General features: G+C 69.2%; 18 protein-coding genes. 5 read left to right on the forward strand and 13 right to left on the reverse strand.

Annotated features, from left to right (window positions below):
* Positions 1 to 119 precede the first annotated feature (119 nt).
* The 5 genes from NHL51_RS12645 to truB all read right to left on the reverse strand — a co-directional run bounded on the left by NHL51_RS12645 (position 120) and on the right by truB (position 4,490).
* The gene (locus NHL51_RS12645; RefSeq protein ID WP_434144299.1) at positions 120 to 1,067 is read right to left on the reverse strand and encodes a bifunctional riboflavin kinase/FAD synthetase; all 948 of its coding nucleotides are present in this window, start codon (positions 1,065 to 1,067) and stop codon (positions 120 to 122) included.
* Positions 1,067 to 1,537, reverse strand: coding sequence for a hypothetical protein (locus tag NHL51_RS12650; RefSeq protein WP_434144301.1), 471 nt, complete (start codon positions 1,535 to 1,537; stop codon positions 1,067 to 1,069). Before NHL51_RS12650 ends, NHL51_RS12645 begins: the two co-directional genes overlap by 1 nt.
* 115 nt (positions 1,538 to 1,652) lie before the next feature.
* Positions 1,653 to 2,948, reverse strand: coding sequence for a haloacid dehalogenase-like hydrolase (locus NHL51_RS12655; RefSeq protein ID WP_434144302.1), 1,296 nt, complete (start codon positions 2,946 to 2,948; stop codon positions 1,653 to 1,655).
* Between the two features lie 208 nt (positions 2,949 to 3,156).
* A complete protein-coding gene (locus NHL51_RS12660; RefSeq protein ID WP_434144303.1) occupies positions 3,157 to 3,513 on the reverse strand; it encodes a hypothetical protein in 357 nt (118 codons plus the stop codon).
* On the reverse strand, positions 3,510 to 4,490 hold the full coding sequence (gene truB / locus NHL51_RS12665) for a tRNA pseudouridine(55) synthase TruB (protein ID WP_434144305.1): 981 nt from the start codon (positions 4,488 to 4,490) through the stop codon (positions 3,510 to 3,512). Before truB ends, NHL51_RS12660 begins: the two co-directional genes overlap by 4 nt.
* A gap of 111 nt (positions 4,491 to 4,601) precedes the next feature.
* Between truB and NHL51_RS12670 the strand changes: the two genes are divergently transcribed.
* The gene (locus tag NHL51_RS12670) at positions 4,602 to 5,486 is read left to right on the forward strand and encodes an A/G-specific adenine glycosylase (RefSeq protein WP_434144307.1); all 885 of its coding nucleotides are present in this window, start codon (positions 4,602 to 4,604) and stop codon (positions 5,484 to 5,486) included.
* Between the two features lie 21 nt (positions 5,487 to 5,507).
* Here NHL51_RS12670 and rbfA read toward each other — a convergent pair whose 3' ends face one another.
* Entirely contained in the window at positions 5,508 to 5,942 is a 435-nt protein-coding gene (rbfA, locus tag NHL51_RS12675; RefSeq protein ID WP_434144309.1) for a 30S ribosome-binding factor RbfA, read from the reverse strand.
* Positions 5,943 to 6,097: 155 nt separating this feature from the next.
* Here rbfA and NHL51_RS12680 point away from each other — a divergent pair, with 155 nt between their 5' ends.
* Together NHL51_RS12680 and NHL51_RS12685 are read left to right on the forward strand one after the other, a co-directional pair.
* Positions 6,098 to 6,679: a DUF805 domain-containing protein gene (locus NHL51_RS12680; protein ID WP_434144311.1), complete on the forward strand. Its 582-nt coding sequence runs from the start codon at positions 6,098 to 6,100 to the stop codon at positions 6,677 to 6,679.
* A gap of 120 nt (positions 6,680 to 6,799) precedes the next feature.
* Positions 6,800 to 7,762 (forward strand): DUF805 domain-containing protein, encoded by a 963-nt coding sequence (locus NHL51_RS12685; protein WP_434144313.1) that lies wholly within the window; start codon positions 6,800 to 6,802, stop codon positions 7,760 to 7,762.
* 425 nt (positions 7,763 to 8,187) lie between these two features.
* On the opposite strand, the gene infB is transcribed toward NHL51_RS12685, so the two are convergent.
* The 6 genes from infB to NHL51_RS12715 form a co-directional block, all read right to left on the reverse strand.
* Entirely contained in the window at positions 8,188 to 10,941 is a 2,754-nt protein-coding gene (gene infB / locus NHL51_RS12690; RefSeq protein WP_434144315.1) for a translation initiation factor IF-2, read from the reverse strand.
* A 74-nt stretch (positions 10,942 to 11,015) separates the two neighbouring features.
* Positions 11,016 to 11,273, reverse strand: coding sequence for a YlxR family protein (locus tag NHL51_RS12695; RefSeq protein ID WP_434144317.1), 258 nt, complete (start codon positions 11,271 to 11,273; stop codon positions 11,016 to 11,018).
* A gap of 88 nt (positions 11,274 to 11,361) precedes the next feature.
* Entirely contained in the window at positions 11,362 to 12,177 is an 816-nt protein-coding gene (locus tag NHL51_RS12700; RefSeq protein ID WP_434144319.1) for a carbohydrate ABC transporter permease, read from the reverse strand.
* Complete coding sequence (locus NHL51_RS12705) at positions 12,174 to 13,229, reverse strand: carbohydrate ABC transporter permease (protein ID WP_434144321.1); 1,056 nt, start codon at positions 13,227 to 13,229, stop codon at positions 12,174 to 12,176. Before NHL51_RS12705 ends, NHL51_RS12700 begins: the two co-directional genes overlap by 4 nt.
* Positions 13,207 to 14,562, reverse strand: a complete 1,356-nt coding sequence (locus tag NHL51_RS12710; protein WP_434144323.1) for an ABC transporter substrate-binding protein — start codon at positions 14,560 to 14,562, stop codon at positions 13,207 to 13,209. The genes NHL51_RS12705 and NHL51_RS12710 overlap by 23 nt, the downstream gene beginning before the upstream one ends.
* 43 nt (positions 14,563 to 14,605) lie before the next feature.
* On the reverse strand, positions 14,606 to 15,766 hold the full coding sequence (locus NHL51_RS12715; RefSeq protein WP_434144325.1) for a PfkB family carbohydrate kinase: 1,161 nt from the start codon (positions 15,764 to 15,766) through the stop codon (positions 14,606 to 14,608).
* 83 nt (positions 15,767 to 15,849) lie between these two features.
* Here NHL51_RS12715 and NHL51_RS12720 point away from each other — a divergent pair, with 83 nt between their 5' ends.
* Together NHL51_RS12720 and NHL51_RS12725 are read left to right on the forward strand one after the other, a co-directional pair.
* Positions 15,850 to 16,632: a DeoR/GlpR family DNA-binding transcription regulator gene (locus NHL51_RS12720; protein WP_434144327.1), complete on the forward strand. Its 783-nt coding sequence runs from the start codon at positions 15,850 to 15,852 to the stop codon at positions 16,630 to 16,632.
* Entirely contained in the window at positions 16,629 to 17,975 is a 1,347-nt protein-coding gene (locus tag NHL51_RS12725) for a 6-phospho-beta-glucosidase (RefSeq protein ID WP_434144329.1), read from the forward strand. The genes NHL51_RS12720 and NHL51_RS12725 overlap by 4 nt, the downstream gene beginning before the upstream one ends.
* A gap of 339 nt (positions 17,976 to 18,314) precedes the next feature.
* Here the strand turns inward: NHL51_RS12725 and nusA are convergent, their stop codons facing one another.
* Entirely contained in the window at positions 18,315 to 19,310 is a 996-nt protein-coding gene (gene nusA / locus NHL51_RS12730; RefSeq protein ID WP_434144331.1) for a transcription termination factor NusA, read from the reverse strand.
* Positions 19,311 to 19,318 lie beyond the last annotated feature (8 nt).

Genomic DNA, 19,318 nt, shown 5'->3' on the forward strand with positions numbered 1-19,318 from the left:
GATCAGAGTGGTTCGCCCCGGAGATCTCACCGGAACGAGAACGGCCTGCGACAGTGGGCCTGACACGTGAAATGCACGGGGCCGAAAAACAGCTGCGCGAAGCGCGACCTCCGACTAGTTTACCACTCTTCGGTCATGGCTCGGGTGCACAGGGATCGGGTTTGCCGCACATCGGCGTGCATCTGCTCGATCAGGCCTTCGAGGGAGTCGAACCGCACCATGCCGCGCAGCCGCTCGCCGAAGAAGACCTCGATGCGCTCGCCGTAGATGTTCTCCGAGAAATCGAGCAGGAACGCTTCGACCCGCGGTTCGCCGTCGGGCTCGAACGTGAGGTTCACGCCGACGGAGATCGCGGCGACGTAGCGCCGGCCGCCGACCTCGGCCCAGCCGGCGTAGACTCCGTCCGCGGGAATCAGCCCTTCGATACGCCCGCCCAGATTCGCGGTCGGGAAGCCGAGCTCGCGCCCGCGCGCGTCGCCGTAGACGACCTCGCCGCGCACAGCCGGCGGACGGCCGAGCATGCGCGCCGCCGCGGCGATGTCGCCGCCGGTGATCGCTTCGCGGATGCGCGACGACGACACCTGCTCGTGGTGCGGGCCGCGCACCCAGTCGACGACCTCGACCGCGAAGCCGAGGCGCTCCCCCATGCTGCGCAGCAGTGCGGCGTCGCCCGCGCCGCGATGGCCGAAACGGAAGTCGGCGCCGAGCACGATGAGCTTCGCCCGCAGACGGCCGACGAGCACCTCTTCCACGAAGCGTTCGGCAGGGATCGCCGCGACGCTCTCGTCGAACGCGATCATCGCGCAGGCGTCGATGCCAGCCGCTGCGAAGGCCTCGAGCCGCTGCTCGCGGCTCGAGAGCGCGGGCGGGCAGCTGCCGGGCCGCAGGAACGACAGCGGGTTGTTCGCGAAGGTGAAGACGACCGAGCTCAGCGGCGCCGCATCGCGCACCCGGTCGAGGATGGCGCGGTGCCCGCGATGGAGCCCGTCGAACTTGCCGATGGCGATGGCAGTGCCGTCGGGGAAGGCCGCGGGGTCGATCTCCTGGATCGTCTCGTAGATCTGCACTATGCGCCGCTCTCCTCGGTCGCGCGGCCGCTGCGCTTCAACCAGACGAGGCCGAGCACGGGCAGCACCAGTGGAATCAGCAGGTAGCCGCTGCCGAAGTGCGACCACACCGACGGGTGCGCGAACCACTGGGGCGCTGCGAAGCTCAGCACGCCCACCACGAGCACACCGCACAGTTCGAAGAACAGCGCGGCCCAGGCCACCCGGCGCCAAGCCCCGGAGTCGCTGCGGCGCCCTTTCACGAGCGCGATCGAGGCGACGATGTAGACGACTCCGGCGACCGCGGAGAGCGCGTACGCGAACGGGGCCTCATCGAACTTGCGCAGGATCTGGTAGACCGAGCGGAAGGTTGCGGCGAGCGCGAGGACGATGTAGACGGCGACGAGCACGCGACCGAGACCGCCGATGCGATCGTGCGCTGCCCCGGGGGTCGCTGCAGTGACCGGTTCTCGGAGTTCGGCGTCTGACACGCGCTCCAGTGTAGCGCGGGGCACCGTGGGCTTCGCTCAGATGACTTCGGATGCCGGCGCTCCGGCGGGAGGGGTGCACGCCCTCGCACCGGAGCACCGGAGCGCCTGAACCGGCTCAGGCCGTGGCCCGCTGATCTTCGACGACGCTGCCGTCGGCGCGCTTCAGCGGCGAGGTGCTCCCGTCGGGCTCGATGCGGCCGTCGGTCGAGCATGCGTAGCCGTCGTCCTTCGGCTCCTTCGGGTCGATGAACATCGGGACGATCACCCACGTGCCGTCCTCGCCGTCGAGCGCGCGGCACATCAGCTCGGTCTTGTTCCGATCGATCACCAGGCGCAGCTCGGTCGCGTCTTCGAGGAAGGTGACATCGGTGTCGGAGTCGCCGGCGCCGAAGATCTGGCGTTCATCCGCCGGCGCCGGTTCGAACGCGGCCGCTCCCGTGACACCGAAGATCTCCTGATTGGCCCAGCAGCGCTTGCCGTCGATGTAGGTCATGACGCCGTCCTCGCCATCCGCAATCCCACCGCAGCCCTCGAGCGACGGCACGATCTTGCCGTCGGTCACCAGGTTGCGCACGCCGATCGCATGCTCTGCATCGATACCGACCTCATCCGCCCACGCGAGCACTACCGGCTCGGCGGATGCCGAAACGATCCACGGTTCGATGCCGTCCTCCTGCATCGCACCGATGAGATCCTTGATCTGCGGGTAGACGCGCACATAGCCGTCCACCTCGGTCGTGCCGACCGTCCATCCGGCACCCACCTCCTCCGCGAGCAACGCGCTCTTCGCCTCCGTCGCCAGCCCCTGCGCCTCCTCCGGGGTGTACCCCGACAGGAGCGCGGCGCTCCAGGCGTAGGCCGCGTTGATGCGTCGCGCGTCGTACCCCTCGAACGCCGTCTCCCCCGACGTCGTCTCGCCGTCGAGCACCGCGACGAGCTCGTCGGCGCAGACCGCGTTGCTCGAGGTGGGCAGCGGTGCGCCCGCAGGAGTATCGACGCCGCATGCCGCGCTGAGCGCCGACGCCGCCGCCGCTGTCAGGTACCGGCTCGTCGTGCTCCAATCCTGGCCTGCGGGCTGCAGCACCTTGTCGTGGTTGATCATCCAGTAGTTCGTGCCGTAGCCGATGTCGTTCTTCACGACGGTGTTATCCCAGTCGAAGATGGCGACCGGTTCCGCCGTATCGCTGCTCGATCCCCCGTCGTCGGCGCACGACCCCTGCGTCGTGAGCATCTCGTCAAGGGCTTCCCGTGCGTTGTCGGGCCATTCGATCTTCGGATCGAGCGTGCGGCATTCGGAGCCGGGAGCTGCCTGCATCGCGTCGTTCTGAGTCGGGCTCGAACAGGCGGCGAGCCCGGTGATCAGCACGGCCGCCGCTCCGAGAGCGATCAGTGGGCGTGTGGAGTGTGGCATGTGTATCCTTACTGCCGAGACGCCTTGCGCGCGTCTCGGCCTCGTCGTTGAGGCACAGCAAATCTAATGGTCTTTTTTTGGACCATTAGATTGCCCACGTTCCCACTCCCGCCGATCGCTGTCAAGAGCGGCGCCGCAATTCGCAGACTTTCGCCCAGACTACGAACCGGGGCGGCTCACCTCGTCGCACCGGTGCCCGATGCGCCGTCTACCCCCAGATGACGAGCATGCGGTACGTCATGACGGCGACCGACAGGTTCACCACGACCAGCACCAGGTTCGCCCAGCGCGAGCGGTCGATGAGCGCCCAGAAGACCGCGGCGACGGGCAGCAGGAAGGCGACGATGAGATACATCCAGAACTCGAGCGGGTCGCCGGCCGGCTCGTTGCCGGCGAACGGGGCCGCGATCGAGATGACGATCTGCACGAGCAGCAGCAGCGCCCCGACGAGCGTCGCCCCGAGCGTGTAATCGTTCGGCGGCTGCTTGCGCAGCGCCATGACGAGGCACAGCACCGCCGCCGCGACACCGACGACGATGACGACCGCCGCGAACCAGGCGATCACCGCGCCGCCTCGGGCCCGCCGACGGGTACCGGGAAGTTCGTGACGACGCGCGTGCGCCCCTTGCGCACTTCGACGAGGCCCACGAGCCGACCGTCGGGCGCGATCGCCGCCACGAGCGGCGCATCCCGGTGCTCGCCGACCTCGAGACGCTTGCCGTTGCCGAGGTCGACCGCCTGCTCGTCGGTGAGCGGCAGCTCCGGGAACAGCATGCGCGCGATCTCGGTGGGCGAGAACAGTCGACCGACACGCCCCTCCGCGAGGTCTGCGACAGGCGTCGCCCCGGACAGGCCGAACGGCCCGACCCGCGTGCGCCGCAGCGCGACGAGATGCCCGCCGACCCCCAGCCCCTCGCCGAGGTCGCGTGCGAGCGCGCGGATGTACGTGCCCGACGAGCACTCGACGATCGCATCGACATCGATCACGTCGAACGGCGTCTCACTGCCAGAAAGGCTCGCCGCTGCCACGAGCCGCGGCTCCTCGATCTCGAACGAGTGGATGGTCACCGGCCGCTTCTTCAGTTCGACCTGCTCGCCGTCGCGTACCCGGTCGTAGGCGCGCTTGCCGTCGACCTTGATCGCGCTGACCGCGCTCGGCGCCTGCTCGATGGCGCCCGTGAGGTCGGCGACGCCCGCTCCGATGCGCTCCGGATGCGCTGCCAGCTCCTCGACCTCGACGGGAGCCGCGATGTCGAGGATCGACCCCTCGCGGTCGTCGGTCACGGTCGAAGCGCCGAGCCTGATCGTCGTCTCGTAGGTCTTGCCGAGCCCCACCAGATGCGTCAGCAGCCGCGTCGCCGGGCCGACGCCGAGCACGAGCAGCCCCGTCGCCATCGGATCGAGCGTGCCCGCATGGCCGACCTTGCGCGTGCCGAGCGTCCGACGCGCCTTCGCGACGACGTCATGGCTCGTCCAGCCCTCCGCCTTGTCGACGAACAGTATCGCGCCCTGCTCGGGCGTTCTCGCAGCCTCGTGAATCACCCCACCAGCCTACGGCCTGGCCGGGCCGCGATCCTGACGCCGCCCGGGTACCGCGGCCGCACGGGCGGCCCCTGCACCGCCGCCCGGGAGCGCGGGCCTAGACTCGGGCTGATGGATGCGGAACGGATTGCGAGCGAGACGAACGACTGGTTCGCGCGAGAGGCGCGCGACCTCCCCTGGCGCTCCCCCGGCACCGACCCGTGGGGCGTGCTCGTCTCGGAGTTCATGCTGCAGCAGACCCAGGTCGACCGGGTGCTGCCCCGGTGGCTCGAATGGATGGAGCGCTGGCCGACGCCCTCCGCGCTCGCCGCCGAGGCACCCGGCGAAGCGGTGCGCGCGTGGGGCCGCCTCGGCTACCCCCGCCGCGCGCTCTGGCTGCACCGGGCCGCCGTCGAGATCGCCGAGCAGCACGGCGACCGCGTTCCCGCCGACGTCGAGCAGCTGCTCGCGCTCACCGGCATCGGCCCCTACACCGCCCGCGCAGTGGCCGCATTCGCGTTCGGCGAGCGCCACCCCGTCGTCGACACCAACACCCGGCGCGTGATCGCGCGACTGGTGCACGGCCGCGCCGCCGCAGGCATGCCCGCGCCCCGCGACCTCGACGACATGGAGGCGCTGCTGCCCGACGCCCCGGCCGCCGCAGCACGGTTCAACGCCGCCGCGATGGAGCTCGGCGCCACCGTCTGCACTGCCCGCGCCCCGCGCTGCGACGCATGCCCCGTCGCGGCGCTCTGCGAATGGCGCGGCGCCGGCTACCCCGACAACGCCCCCGCGAAGCGCCCGAAGCAGGCCAAGTTCGCGGGCAGCGACCGCCAGGTGCGCGGCCGCATCATGGCGAAGGTCCGGGCGACGAGCGGGGCGATCCCTGTCGAGACCGCGCTCGCCGCAGGTGCCGCGCCAGGCACGGCCGACCCCGCGCAGGCGCGCCGGGCCTACGATTCGCTCATCGCCGACGGGCTGCTCATCGAGCGCGCCGGCACCGCACGACTGCCCTGACCACGCCGCGCGCGACCGGCACTACTCGACGTCGTCGGCCTCGCGCGGCTTCACGTACGGGTCCGCCTCGCCCGCGTACTGGGCGCCGGCCGCGAGCTGCGCAGCCGCTTCGTCGCGCCGCTTCGCTTCGGCGAGCAGATCGTTCAGGTGCTGCGCGTTCTCGGGCAGCTCGTCGTGGATGAACTCGAGCGTCGGCGTGAGTCGCGTGCCGAGCTGCTTGCCGACCTCGCTGCGCAGCATACCGGTCGCGGCCTTCAGCGCGGCGGCCGAATCGGCCTGCTCCTGCTCGTCGCCGAACACGGTGTAGAAGACGCTCGCATGCTGCAGGTCGCCGGTCACGCGCACATCGGTGACGGTGACGAAGCCGAGGCGCGGATCCCTCAGCCCCTTCTCGAGACGCCTCGCGATGATCTGCTGGATGCGCTCGGCAACCTTGCCCGCACGTGGATTACTCATGCGTCCCAGCCTACCGTCGAACCGGCACCGGATTATCGCAACGCGGCGACGCAACGTGGCATGCGGGCGCGCATGCGCCTAACCTTGATAGGAACGGGATCACGCCCGCTCGAACACCCACCCGAGATTCGATCTCGTGATAGGAAGCACACACCATGACTTACCCCCCGCAGAGCCCGAACCCGCAGCCGCAGTATGCAGCCCCCGTCGGTGGCGTCGCGGGCCCCGGCGAGCCGTTCGACGGCGCGACCACCCCTGACGACCTCACCCGCCCGCTCTACGGCGCCAGCTTCGGCCAGGCCATCAAGCGCTTCTTCAAGAACTACGCGAACTTCAAGGGCCGCGCATCGCGCAGCGAGTACTGGTGGACGATGCTCTTCACCTTCCTCCTCGAGCTCGTGCCGCTCGTCCTCATCATGATCGGCGCCTTCAGCGTCGCCGGCAGCGCCATCTCCGGTTCGACCACCGATGTCTACGGCGAGACCACGCTCACCCCCGAGGCGGCCACCGCGGCAGGCGGCGGCGTGGCGGTCGCGATCGTCGGCTACATCCTGCTGGTCATCATCGGCCTCGCGATCCTCATCCCGACGCTGGCCATCAACTGGCGCCGCCTGCACGACGCGAACTTCGCGGGCCCGTTCTGGTTCCTGTCGCTCACCTCTGTCGGCGGCATCATCGTGCTCGTCTTCACGCTGCTCCCCCCGAAACCCGAGGGCCGTCGCTTCGACGCCCGCTAAGCGGCCCGGGGCCGACCGGGTGCGCTTCGGCAACCCGGTCGGCCCCGTCTCCCAGCCCATCACCGCAGGGAGAGGGATCGCCCCTCGCCCTTCACCCAACTCGATCAGGAAGCCAACACCGTGACGCTCCCCCCGAACCCCGACAGCCCCGATACGCCCGAGAACGCCTCGGGCACCCCTGCCGCGAACACGCCGGCGGCGAACCCCGAGCACTCGAACGCCGAGGCTCCGAACAGCCCGGCCCCGAACGGCGCGCAGCCGCCGGCTCCGGCTGCTCCGGCTGCTCCGCAGTACGCGGCGCCTCAGCAGCCGCCCGCTGCACCGCAGGCACCGCAGACCCCGCAGGCACCGCAGTACGGCGCACCGCAGGCACCCCAGTACTCGCAGCCCCCGGCTCCACAGGCGCCTCAGGCTCCGCAGTACGGCGCGCCCCAGCAGGGCGTTCCCCAGGCGCCGCAGGCCCCGCAGTACGGCTCGGCCTATCAGCAGCAGTACGCCGCACCGCAGTACGCGGCGGCCGCCTACGGCGCGACCCCCGGCCCCGGCGGCCCGTTCGACGGCGCGACGAGCGCCGATGATATGACCCGCCCGCTGTACGGTGCGAGCTTCGGCCAGGCCATCAAGCGCTTCTTCAAGGGCTACGCGAAGTTCAACGGCCGCGCGTCGCGCAGCGAGTACTGGTGGGCTTCGCTCTTCATCTTCCTGGTGCAGCTCATCCCGACCGCACTGCTGATGATCGGCATGTTCTGGTACTTCGGCTCGATGTCGACCGCCATGTACGACTACGACTACAGCAGCGATTACGGCCCCTCGATGGGCGGCGCTGCGGCCGGCGGCGCGATCGCGCTCATGGTCATCGGCGGCATCCTCGCCGGTATCGTCTGGCTCGGCACCGTGCTGCCGACGTTCGCCATCGGCTGGCGCCGCCTGCACGACGGCAACTTCGCCGGCCCGCTGTACCTGATCGTTCTGGGCAACTACATCCCGTTCGTCAACTACATCGCCTGGCTCGGCAGCATCGCAGTGCTCGTGCTGACGCTGATGCCGTCGAAGGCCGAGGGGCGCCGCTTCGACCAGCGCTGACCCCGCGCGCCGGCGCTGACCCCGGCATCCCCACTGCGGCCCGCCACGACTCGTTCGTGGCGGGCCGCAGTGCTGTTAGGACGCAGTGCAAGCCGGGAGCCCTGAGAGCGGCGCGCGCGGTGGCGGTGAGCGCGCGGTGAGCCCGGTGGCCGTGAACGCGCGGTGCCGTTACGCACCGGCGGTGCCGTTAGGCACCGTGTTCAACGGCACCGCGCGTGCGTACGGGCACCTCCCACGCGGTGAGCCCGGCAGGGCAGGGACAGAACGGCGGGCTGAGCAAGGCCCAGCGGGCCGGGCAGGCACGGGCCGGGCTGAGCAAGGCCCAGCGGGCCGGGCAGGCAGGGGCCGGGCGATCCCTGGAGAAACACAAGCGCCCGGGGAGTTCGTGACGAACTCCCCGGGCGCTTCCGTGTCGGCTTGCAGCCCTAGGCGCGAGGCTTCTCGACCATCTCGGTGGTCTCGATCTCGTCGCCGATCTGGATGTCGTTGAACTTGCCGAGACCGATACCGGCCTCGAAGTCCGTCTTCACCTCGGTGACATCGTCCTTGAAGCGGCGCAGCGACTCGATGGCCAGGCCATCGGCCAGCACGACGCCCTCGCGGATGACGCGGGCCTTCGCGTTGCGCGTGATGGTACCGCTGCGCACGATGACACCGGCGATGTTGCCGAACTTCGAGGAGCGGAACACCTCGCGGATCTCGGCGACACCGGACTGGACCTCTTCGTACTCGGGCTTGAGCATGCCCTTGAGCGAGTTCTCGATGTCGTCCAGAGCGTTGTAGATGACGCTGTAGAACCGGACATCGATGCCCTCGCGCTGAGCGCGCTCGCGAGCCTTGACGTCGGGGCGCACGTTGAAGCCGATGACGATGGCGTTGTCGATGGTCGCGAGGTCGATATCCGACTCCGTGATCGCGCCGACGCCGCGGTGCAGAATACGCAGCTGCACCGAGTCGTCGACCTCGATCTTCATGAGCGACTCCTCGAGCGCCTCGACGGCACCCGACACGTCGCCCTTGATGATGAGGTTGAGCGATTCGACCTTGCCGTCCTCCAGCGCCTGCGTGAAGTCCTCGAGGCTGATGCGCTTGCGCGCCTTCGCCAGGAGGGCGTTGCGCTCGACCGCCTCGCGCTTCTCGGCGATCTGGCGGGCGGTGCGATCCTCGCTGGTGACGATGAAGTTGTCACCGGCGCGGGGCACGCTCGACAGACCCTGCACCGACACCGGGCGCGAGGGCAGGGCCTCGAGCACGGCGTCGCCGTTCTCGTCGTGCATCGCACGCACGCGGCCGTAGGCCGTGCCCGCGACGATCGCATCGCCGACGCGCAGCGTACCCGACTGGATGAGCACGGTCGCGACCGAGCCGCGGCCCTTGTCGAGCTTCGCCTCGATGGCGACGCCGCGCGCCGCCTTGTCGGGGTTGGCGCGCAGGTCGAGACCCGCGTCTGCGGTGAGCAGCACTGCTTCGAGCAGGCTGCCGATGCCGATGTTGTTCTTCGCCGAGACGTCGACGAACATGACGTCGCCGCCCCATTCCTCCGACACCAGACCGAACTCGGTGAGCTGCTGGCGCACCTTCTCGGGGTTCGCGTCTTCCTTATCGATCTTGTTGACCGCGACCACGATCGGCACACCGGCCGACTGCGCGTGGTTCAGCGCCTCGATCGTCTGGGGCATGATGCCGTCGTCGGCCGCGACCACGAGAATCGCGATGTCGGTGACCTGCGCACCACGGGCGCGCATGGCGGTGAACGCCTCGTGACCCGGGGTATCGATGAAGGTCAGCGCGCGCTCGACGCCCTCGTGCGTGGCGTGCACCTGGTAGGCGCCGATGTGCTGAGTGATGCCGCCGGCCTCGCCGCCGCCGACGTCCGCCTTGCGGATGGCATCGAGCAGTCGGGTCTTACCGTGATCGACGTGGCCCATGACGGTGACGACCGGCGGCCGCGGCTGCAGCACGTCGTCGCCCTCGTCTTCGAGCTCGCCCTCGATATCGATGTCGAAGCCCTCGAGCAGCTCGCGGTCCTCGTCCTCGGGCGAAACGATCTGGATCTTGTAGCCCAGCTCGTCGCCGAGGATCTCGAACGTCGCCTCGTCGAGCGACTCGGTCGCCGTCGCCATCTCGCCCAGGTGGAAGAGGATGGTCACGAGGTTCGACGCGCTCGTCTCGATCTTGTCGGCGAAGTCTCCGAGCGATGCGCCGCGACGCAGACGCACCGGCGTGTTGCCGTCGCCGCGAGGAACCTGCACGCCGCCGATCGACGGCGCCTGGCGCATCTCGAATTCTTGCCGCTTCGCCCGCTTCGACTTGCGCGCCTTGCTCTTGGAGCCGCCGCGACCGAATGCACCGGCAGTGCCGGCACCGCGACCGCCGCGACCGCGACCTGCGAAGCCGCCGCCGGGACGCGGGGCACCGAAACCGCCGGGCCCACCGGTGCCGCCGCCGGCGCCGCCGGGACGGTTGAAGCCACCGCCGCCACCGGGCCGACCTGCGCCGCCCGGGCGACCGCCGGGACGTCCTGCGCCACCGGCGCCGGCGCCCTGCGGGCGCGGAGCAGGGCGGGGAATGTTGCCGGGGTTCGGTCGACGCCCCATGCCCTGGCTCGGAGCGAACGGGTTGTTGCCGGGGCGCGGCGGGCGGGGAATGCCCATGCCCTGGCTGGACGCGAAGGGGTTGTTGCCGGGACGCGGCCCGGCGGGCTTCGGCGCACCGGGCTTCGCGCCGGGCTTCGCAGCGGATCCGGGCTTCGCAGCGGTGCCGGGCTTCGGGGCGGCCGAACCGGGCTGAGCAGCCGCGGCGCCGGGCTTGGAGCCGGCAGCATTCTGCTTCGGAGCCGGAGCTTCGGCCTGCGGTGCGGCCGGGGCAGCGGGCTTCTCTGCGGTTTCAGCAGCATCGGCTTTACCGCGGCCGGGTGCGGGCTTGGGGCCCGGCTTCGGGCCGGCAGGCTTTTTCTGGGCCGGCTTCGGGGTCGCCGAAGCGGCCTTCGCGGGTGCGTCGCCCTCGGGCTTCGCCGCGCCATCGGCCGCGAGTGCGGCCTTGACCTTGCGCGCCACCGGGGGCGCGACTGCGGAAGAGGGCGCCTTGACGAACTCTCCCATTTCCTTCAGCTTGGCCAGGACGACCTTGCTGTCGACACCGATCTCCGTAGCGATCTCGTGTACGCGTGGGTTTGCCACTTTTCTCCTGTCTGGGTTCACGCCAGACAGGCGAGAACCATAATTAGCGGACGGGCCTCATCGTGAGCCGCTCATCAGTTATCCATGAGTAATTTCAGCCTGTTCTCTAGTGGGCCGGCGTCGAGTCTCCCCGACACCCGCAGGGCACGCGAAAAGGCTCCGCGCGCCACTGCCTGTTCGAGACACCGAGCCGTGGGATGAACCCAGGCCCCCCGCCCCGGCAGCACCGCACGATCGTCGGCGATGAGACGCCCGTCGTGCTGCACTACGCGGAGCAGATCTGCGCGCGACGCATGCTTGCGGCATGCCACACAGGTCCGAACCTTGAACATTCTACCAGTTTCCCACACTTCGGGTGGGCCGGGACATTCAGGGAGGCCATGACACGCCGACGACCGCACCGAACCGGCGCCCGTGCGACTACTCCTTCACGGCGCCTTCGAGCATGCCCCGGATGAAATGCCGCTGCAGGAAGAAGTACAGCACGACGATCGGGAGCGCGACGAGCACCGCGCCGGCAGCGAGCAGTGCCGTGCCCTGCGTGTACTGGCCCTGAAAGAGCGCGAGCCCGAGTGGGGCCGTGCGGAAGGCGCCGGTCGGCGACATGACCAGCGGGATCAGGAACTCGTTCCAGGTCCACATGAAGAACAGGATGATCATCGTCGTGATCGCCGGTCGCGCCGTCGGTACGAGCACCTGCCACAGGATGCGCCGCGGTGTGGCTCCGTCGATGCGGGCGGCCTCGATGATCGACCCGTTCAGGCCGCGGAAATAGGCCCGCATCCAGTACGTTCCGAACGCGGTCGACTGCGCGATCTGCGGCAGCGCCACACCCCACAGCGTGTCGGTGAGCCCCAGGGATCGCAGGTCGAAGAACAACGGAACGATGATCGCCTCGGTCGGCACCATAATGCCGAGCAGGAAGACGTAGAACAGCAGGCTGCTGCCCCGGAAGCGCATGGTGCCGAACGCGTAGCCCGCGAGAATCGAGACGACCGTCGCGACGCACACGACGACCACTGCGACGAGCACCGACGTGAGCATGTACTGGCTGAAACGCCCTTCCACCCATGCGGTCACGAAATTCTCGGGGTGGAAGGCTCCCGTTTTGCCCGCGGACACGCTCGCCGGGCCGAAGGCCTTGACGAGGATCGTGCCGAGCGGCCAGAGCACGATGAGCCCGAAGACGAGGAGAATGGCGTAGTTCGCCGATTTCTCGAATGCCGAAACTCTCATCGTTCACGCTCCCCGATGCGGTTGACCACGAGGTTGATCGCGAAGATGAGCAGCGTGAGCGTCACGCCGACCGCTGCTGCCGAGCCGACCTCGCCGCGTTCGAACGCCCGGCGGAAGACCTCGTAGCTCGGCACCGTGGTGCTCGCCCCCGGGCCGCCGCCCGTCGTGACGTAGACGAGGTCGAAGGTTTTCAGCGAGGCGATGATCGTCAATGTGAGCGCCACCGTCACCTCTGCCCGAACAGCCGGCACGATCACCGAGAAGAACTCCTGCACCGGGCCCGCGCCGTCGAGCCGCGCGGCTTCGAACTGCTCTTTGGGGATGCGCGCCATGCCGGCGAGCAGCAGCACGGTGACCAGTCCCGTCGACACCCAGGTGCCCACCAGGCCGACCGCGGGGAGCGCGAAGGCGTAGTCGCCGAGCCAGGCGCGCGCGACGCCGCCGAGGCCGATCGCCCGGAGCACCGTATTGATCGCGCCGTCGGGCGCGTAGATCTGCCGCCAAGCCACGGCGACGACGACCATCGCGATCACCTGCGGCAGGAAGACGAGCGTGCGGAACACGCCGATCCCGCGCACCTTCGCCCGTGTGAGCACTGCCGCGAGCACGAGGCCGATGCAGACCGGAAGGATCGCGAAGAAGAAGATGAGGATGAGTGCGTGCCCGAAGGCCGCGATCAACCGGTCATCGCGGAAGACATCGAGATAGTTGCCGAACCCCACGAAGGTCGCGAGCGAGAGCCCGTCCCAGTCGTACAGCGACAGATGCACCGAGCGCCCGAGCGGGTAGAGCATGAAGGCGCCGTAGACGAGCACGGCCGGAAGCAGGTAGAGATACGGCCGCCAGCGCGGGCCGGCGAGCCCGCCGCCGCGCGGCCGCCCGGCATACCGCCGCTCCGCCCGCCCGGCAGGCGATTCGGCCAGGGCGAGGACGTGGGTCTCCGACGGCACGCCCGCCCCGTGGCCGCCTCGCGGGTACGCCGCGCCGCCCCCGAGGTCGTCGGAGGCGGCGCCGCGTCGGCGCGGATGGCTACTCGCCGGTGAAATCCGCATAATCGGCCTCGAGCGTCTCAGTGAACTCCTTCGGCGTCACCTTCCCGTCGAGCAGCTGCTGCAGCGCCTCGCCCAGCGTGTCGGCGAAGGTCGGCGTCGCGTAGTCGAGATACGGCAGCAGCACGCCGCTGCCCGTGACTTCGCCGAAGGTGCGGAAGACATCGGCCTGCACGCCGCTCTCCGGCGCGTACTGCTCGGTGTTCACGACGGGCAGGTTGCCGGTGTCGGCGAGCACCTGCATCGCATCCTCGCTGGTGATGAAGTCGATGTAGGCAGCAGCAGCATCCGGGTTCTTCGTCGCCGAGGTGACGGCGAACGGAAGACCGGTGCCGCCGGTCGTGTGCGCGCCCTCGCCCGCGGTGACGGGCGGCGCGAAGAAGCCCACGTCGTCGCCCATCGCGTCTTCGAGGTCGGCCGCGAGCCAGGATCCGCCGATGAGGAAGACGCCGTCGCCCTTGGCGAGGCTCTGCCAGGCATCATCGTAGTCGGTGCCGTTCACGCCGTCGTTGAAGTAGCCGTTCTTGCCCCAATCCGCCACGGTCTGCGCGGCCGCTTCGTTCTCGGGCGTCACCCACGATGCGCCCGGGTTGCCAAAACCGAGCTTCTGGATCTCCGCGGCGTCGACGTTCGCGCCCTGCACGGGGCCGAAGACGTGCACCCCCGGCCACTTCTCGATATTGCCGAGCAGCAGCGGCGTCTCGCCCGCGTCCTTCGCGGTCTGCAGCGCCGCTTCGAAGGCCGCCCAATCCTGCGGCACCTCGAGCCCGAGCTGCTGCAGCTTCGGCTTGCTGTAGAACACGCCGACGACCTCGCCGACCTGCGGCAGACCGTACAGCGACCCCGAACCGAACGTCACGGCGTCGTCGCTGTAGCGGGTGTAGTTGAGCACGCTCTCGGCGAAGCGATCTTCCCAGCCGTACGCGTCCGACCAGAGGTCGAGCGGAATGAGCTGCCCCGCTTCGACGAACTGGCCCATCGAGTTGCGCGCGTTGTTGGCCTGCACGATGTCAGGCGCGTCATTGCCCGAGAGCGCGAGCCTGAGCGTCTTGCCGAGGTCGTCGAACGACTGCGAGTTCCGCTCGATCGTGACGTTCGGGTACTGCTCCTCGAACGCCTGGTTGAGCTGCGTCATCTGCTCGTTCTGGCCGCCACGCACTTCCTGATCCCAGATCGTGAGGGTGACGTCGCCGAGCTTCGAGACATCGGTCTCGACCTCGTGCCCGCTGAGATCGACGGCTTCGGTGCTCGCACCCGGCGTGCACCCGGTGAGCACCAGGGCCGAGGCGGCCGCCAGGGCGACCCCCGTGGTCATGAGTCTGAATTTCCGCTTCATTGCAATCGCTCCTTCGTGATGATCGATCCGTCTCGTGGCATGGTCAGTTCCCGCTCGGCCGATTCACATCGGCGAACTCGATGGTCGCCCGCGCCCGCTTGGCCGCGCCGGCCCCGGGCTTCATCACGCAGTCGATGAAGTCGAAGCGGCGCGCGAGCGCTTCGGCGGCTTCGTCGTGCTGCGACGCGGCGAGGGCCTGGGCCCGCCAGTCGTAGAGTTCGCCCCAGCCCGGCGACCCGAGCGAGCCGCCGAAGTTCTGCACCGCGAGCCCTGCGCAGAGGGTCGCGAAGTTCAAACGGTCGATGAGCGGCCACGCGCGCAGTGTTCCGGTGATCATCGCCGCTGCGAAGACATCGCCGGCACCGGTCGCATCCAGCATCCGCGTGGGGATGCTGGGCACCCGGGCCTCCTCGCCGGTCGAACCGTCGATCGCGATCGCGCCGTCCCCGCCCATCGTCACGACGGCGAGCGGCACCAGCTCCCCGAGCTTGCGCACCGCGGCCTCGGGTGAATCCGTGCGCGTGTAGGCCATCGCCTCCACATGGTTCGGGAGGAATGCGTGGCAGCCGTCGAGCTTCTCGAGCCGCTGCTGGTTCCAGGTGCCGGAGCCGTCCCAGCCGAGATCGGCGAAGATCAGCGTGTCGGTGCCGCGCGCCGCATCCCACCACGGCTCGCCCCCGCCACTCGCCGCGGCGTCCTCGACGGTGTCGCCGAGATCGACGAAGTAGGCCCGGGCGGCGGGCCGTTCACCGCCGATGAGCTCCTCGAGCGCCAACGGCATCCGGTCGGCGTGCGTGATCATGCTCCGGTCGCCGTGCATGTTGAGCGAGACGGTCACCGAGGAGTGCCACCCGTCGATGACCCGGGACCGGCTGAGGTCGATGCCCTCCCGCTCCCCGAGCGCAGACCAGTTCCAGAGCCCGTAGGCGTCATCGCCGAACCCCGCGGCGAGGCCGGTGCGCAGGCCGAGCCGAGCCGCCGCCACCGCCATGTTCGCGACCCCGCCCGGCAGGGATCCCATGCCGTCGGCCATGACCTCGGTACCCGGCTGCGGCTCGTCGTGCAGCCCGGTGAACACGATGTCGAAGAACAGCGGACCCGCGAGGAACAGATCGAGCGGTTCGACCCCGCTGAGCGGCTCGCTCGAGGTCGCTGCGGGCGCGCTGGCGGCAGCGTTCATGCGGACGTCATCGGAGCCTGGCATGCCTGGACATTATCACGCACAAATGATCAAGTTCAAGCACTTTTGCTTGATCGTGATCGAAACTGCGCGTTATGATGTGGAGCATGCTCGCCGACACTCGTCACGCCAGAATCCTGTCAAGGGTGGCTGACGTCGGCGAGGCCTCGGTGCAGGACCTCTCGGACTGGCTCGATGTGAGCACCGCGACAATCCGCCGCGACCTCGCCGCACTCGACGCGCAGGGGCGTCTGCTCCGCGTGCGCGGCGGCGGCCGGGCGATCCCTCGCCCCCCGACCGAGGCACCGTTCGAAGAAGCCGAAGAGCGCCCCTTCCAGGAGGTCGCGCTGACCTCGCACTCGTCGAAGGGCGACGTCGCCCGCCGCGCAGCCGAACTCGTCGCCGACGGCGACATCGTGATCCTCGACATCGGCACCACCACCTCGCTCATTGCCCGACAGCTGCGCGGCCGCGCGGTGACCGTCGTCACCGCGAGCCTCGCCGTCCTCGACGAGCTCCGCGACGACCCCTCCGTCGAGCTCGTACTCCTCGGCGGCACCCTCCGTCGCTCCTACCACTCCCTCGTCGGCCCGATCACCGAGATGGGGCTCCAGCATCTGCGCGCCACCATCGCATTCGTCGGCACCTCCGGCATCGCGCCCGACGGAACCGTGCTCGATACCACCGTCGTCGAAGTCCCCGCGAAGCGCGCGATCATCGCTTCGGCGGCCCGCGTGGTGCTCGTCGCCGACGAGACCAAGTTCCCCGGTACCGGCCTCCTCTCGGTCTGCGAGCCGGGTTCCATACATACGCTCGTGGCGTCCAAGCGGTCCGACGCCGCCACACTGTCCACCCTCTCGGACCTGGGAATCGAGGTCATCTACGCATGAAGCTGACAGTCATCGGCGGGGGCGGCTTCCGCATCCCCCAGCTCTTCTCCGCGCTCGGCGACGAACTCGCCCCCATCCGGGTCACCGACCTGCACCTGCACGATGTGCAGCCGGAGCGCCTCGATACGATCCGCAAGATTCTCGACCATCTGGCCCCCGGCCTCGCACGACCCCCCAGAGTCACGACCGGCACCGACCTCGATGCCGCCGTCACCGGAGCCAACTTCATCTTCTCGGCCATGCGCATCGGCGGCATCGACGGCCGAATCGCCGACGAACGGACCGCGCTCGACCTCGGCGTGCTCGGGCAGGAGACCGTCGGACCGGGCGGGCTCGCCTACGCCCTGCGCACCGTTCCCGTCGTGACCCGCCTCGCCGAACGCGTGCGCGATCTCGCCCCCGAAGCCTGGCTCATCAACTTCACGAACCCCGCCGGCCTCGTCACCGAGACCATGCGGCGCATCCTCGGCGACCGGGTCATCGGCATCTGCGACACCCCGATCGGCCTGATGCGCCGCGCCACTCGCGCCGCCGGCGCGGCACCGGACCGCGTCGAGTTCGACTACGTCGGACTGAACCACCTCGGCTGGCTCCGCAGCCTCAGCGTCGACGGAGTCGATCGGCTCCCCGGGATACTCGCATCGGACGATTCACTCACCGGCATCGAGGAAGCGCGCCTCATGGGCTTCGACTGGATCCGCACCATCGGCGCCCTGCCGAACGAGTACCTCTACTACTACTACTTCACCCGCGAGGCGACCGCGCGCATCCGTTCCGGAACCGAGACCCGGGGCGAGTACCTCAAGCGCCAGCAGGATCGCTTCTACGCCGAATCGCGCGGCGCCGGGCCCGCCGAAACGCTCGAGATGTGGCAGGCCGCGCTGCGCGACCGCGAGTTCAGCTACATGGCCGAGAGCCGCGCTGAAGCGGATCGCGACGCCCGCCTGAGCGAGGACGTCGAGGACGGAGGCTACCAGCGAGTCGCGATCGAACTCATGACCGCGCTGTCAGGCGGCTCGCCCGCGACGATGATCCTGAACGTCGGCAACCGAGGCAACGTCGCGGGTCTCCCCGACGAAGCAGTGATCGAAGTGCCGTGCAGAGTCGACGCAGCAGGCGTACACCCCCAGCGGGTCGCCGAGGTCGCCGGCGATATGCTCGGACTCATGCAGCAGGTGAAGGCCGCCGAGCAGCTCACACTCGAGGCGTCCCTGCACCGGGACGCCCGCCTCGCGTGGCGAGGCATCGCGGCGCACCCGCTCGTCGACTCCGTCGCGGTCGCGCGTCAGCTGTTCGACGCGTATCGCGAGCGCATCCCCGGAGTGCGGGCGGTCTTTGATTAGTCGCTACCGGCAGCCGGCCGCAGACGCGCACGGCCCCCGGAGTATTCGAGTTGCTCCGGGGGCCGTGCGCTGTGCAGGCTCAATCATTCATGATGCGACGCAGTGGCGTCGCCGCCGATCGCGCGAAACAGCCATGCTGTTTCTCACAAGCGATCGGCGCCGGCTGGATGTCGACAATCCGGACATCCCGCGTCGCGCCTGCGGGCGCTCCGCAGGATGCGCGAAGATCGACATCCGACTCAATCATTCATGATTGAGTCTGGCTGGATGTCGACAATCCGGACATCCCGCGTCGCGCCTGCGGGCGCTCCGCAGGATGCGCGAAGATCGACATCCGACTCAATCATTCATGATTGAGTCTGGCTGGATGTCGATCTTCGCGCCCGTCAGCTTGGCGGCGAGGCGCGCGTTCTGCCCCTCCTTGCCGATGGCGAGCGACAGCTGGAAATCGGGGACGAGCGCGCGCACCTGCTTGAGCGACTCGTTCAGCATGAACACATCGGTCACCTTCGCGGGCGACAGCGCGTTCGCCACGAACTTCGGCAGCTCGGACGAGTAGTCGACGATGTCGATCTTCTCTTCGCCGAGCTCGCTCATGACGGCGCGCACGCGGCTGCCCATCTCGCCGATGCAGGTGCCCTTGGCATTGATGCCCGACTGCTTCGCGCGCACCGCGACCTTCGTGCGGTGGCCAGCCTCGCGTGCGAGCGACACGATCTCGACGAGCCCCTCGCCGAGCTCGGGCACCTCGCGCTCGAACAGCTTGCGCACGAGACCGGGGTGAGTGCGCGACACGATGACCTGCGGGCCCTTCGTGCCCTTCGAGACGCTCGTCACGTAGACCCGCAGGCGCGTGCCGTGCGCGTAGTCCTCGCCCGGCACCTGCTCCTCGGGGGGCAGAACCGCCTCGAGCTCGCCGAGATCGATGTGCACCATGCGCGGGTTCGGGCCCTGCTGCACGACGCCCGAGACGATCTGGCCTTCCTTGTCCTTGAAGACGCCGAGCACTGCGTCATCCGAGAGGTCGCGCAGGCGCTGATTGATGACCTGCTTCGCGGCGCTCGAGGCGACGCGGCCGAACTCGTCCATCGTCACGTACGCCTCGCCGATGACGGCGCCGTCTTCGTCGGTCTCGGGCACGAGCACCGAGACTTCACCGGTCTTGCGGTCGAGCGTGGCGCGCACCTGCGACTCGGGCGGCACCGGAAGCTTCTGGTTCTCGGCGTGACGCACGTACGCGGTACGGATGGCCTGCTCGATGATTTCGGCGAGCTCCTCGAAGGGGATCTCCTTCTCGCGCTCAAGCCCTCGCAGCATGGCAAGATCGATCTTCACGGTGACTC

This window comes from Leucobacter sp. gxy201 (assembly GCF_051043335.1).
Lineage (GTDB): Bacteria > Actinomycetota > Actinomycetes > Actinomycetales > Microbacteriaceae > Leucobacter.

Coding starts and splice junctions, on each gene's coding strand:
- NHL51_RS12720 (WP_434144327.1), top strand. CDS start 15,850: ATGCTCGCCGACACTCGTCACGCCAGAATCCTGTCAAGGGTGGCTGAC.
- NHL51_RS12700 (WP_434144319.1), bottom strand. CDS start 12,177: ATGAGAGTTTCGGCATTCGAGAAATCGGCGAACTACGCCATTCTCCTC.
- NHL51_RS12710 (WP_434144323.1), bottom strand. CDS start 14,562: ATGAAGCGGAAATTCAGACTCATGACCACGGGGGTCGCCCTGGCGGCC.
- NHL51_RS12670 (WP_434144307.1), top strand. CDS start 4,602: ATGGATGCGGAACGGATTGCGAGCGAGACGAACGACTGGTTCGCGCGA.
- NHL51_RS12725 (WP_434144329.1), top strand. CDS start 16,629: ATGAAGCTGACAGTCATCGGCGGGGGCGGCTTCCGCATCCCCCAGCTC.
- NHL51_RS12655 (WP_434144302.1), bottom strand. CDS start 2,948: ATGCCACACTCCACACGCCCACTGATCGCTCTCGGAGCGGCGGCCGTG.
- NHL51_RS12680 (WP_434144311.1), top strand. CDS start 6,098: ATGACTTACCCCCCGCAGAGCCCGAACCCGCAGCCGCAGTATGCAGCC.
- NHL51_RS12705 (WP_434144321.1), bottom strand. CDS start 13,229: ATGCGGATTTCACCGGCGAGTAGCCATCCGCGCCGACGCGGCGCCGCC.
- NHL51_RS12695 (WP_434144317.1), bottom strand. CDS start 11,273: ATGTTCAAGGTTCGGACCTGTGTGGCATGCCGCAAGCATGCGTCGCGC.
- rbfA (WP_434144309.1), bottom strand. CDS start 5,942: ATGAGTAATCCACGTGCGGGCAAGGTTGCCGAGCGCATCCAGCAGATC.
- NHL51_RS12715 (WP_434144325.1), bottom strand. CDS start 15,766: ATGCCAGGCTCCGATGACGTCCGCATGAACGCTGCCGCCAGCGCGCCC.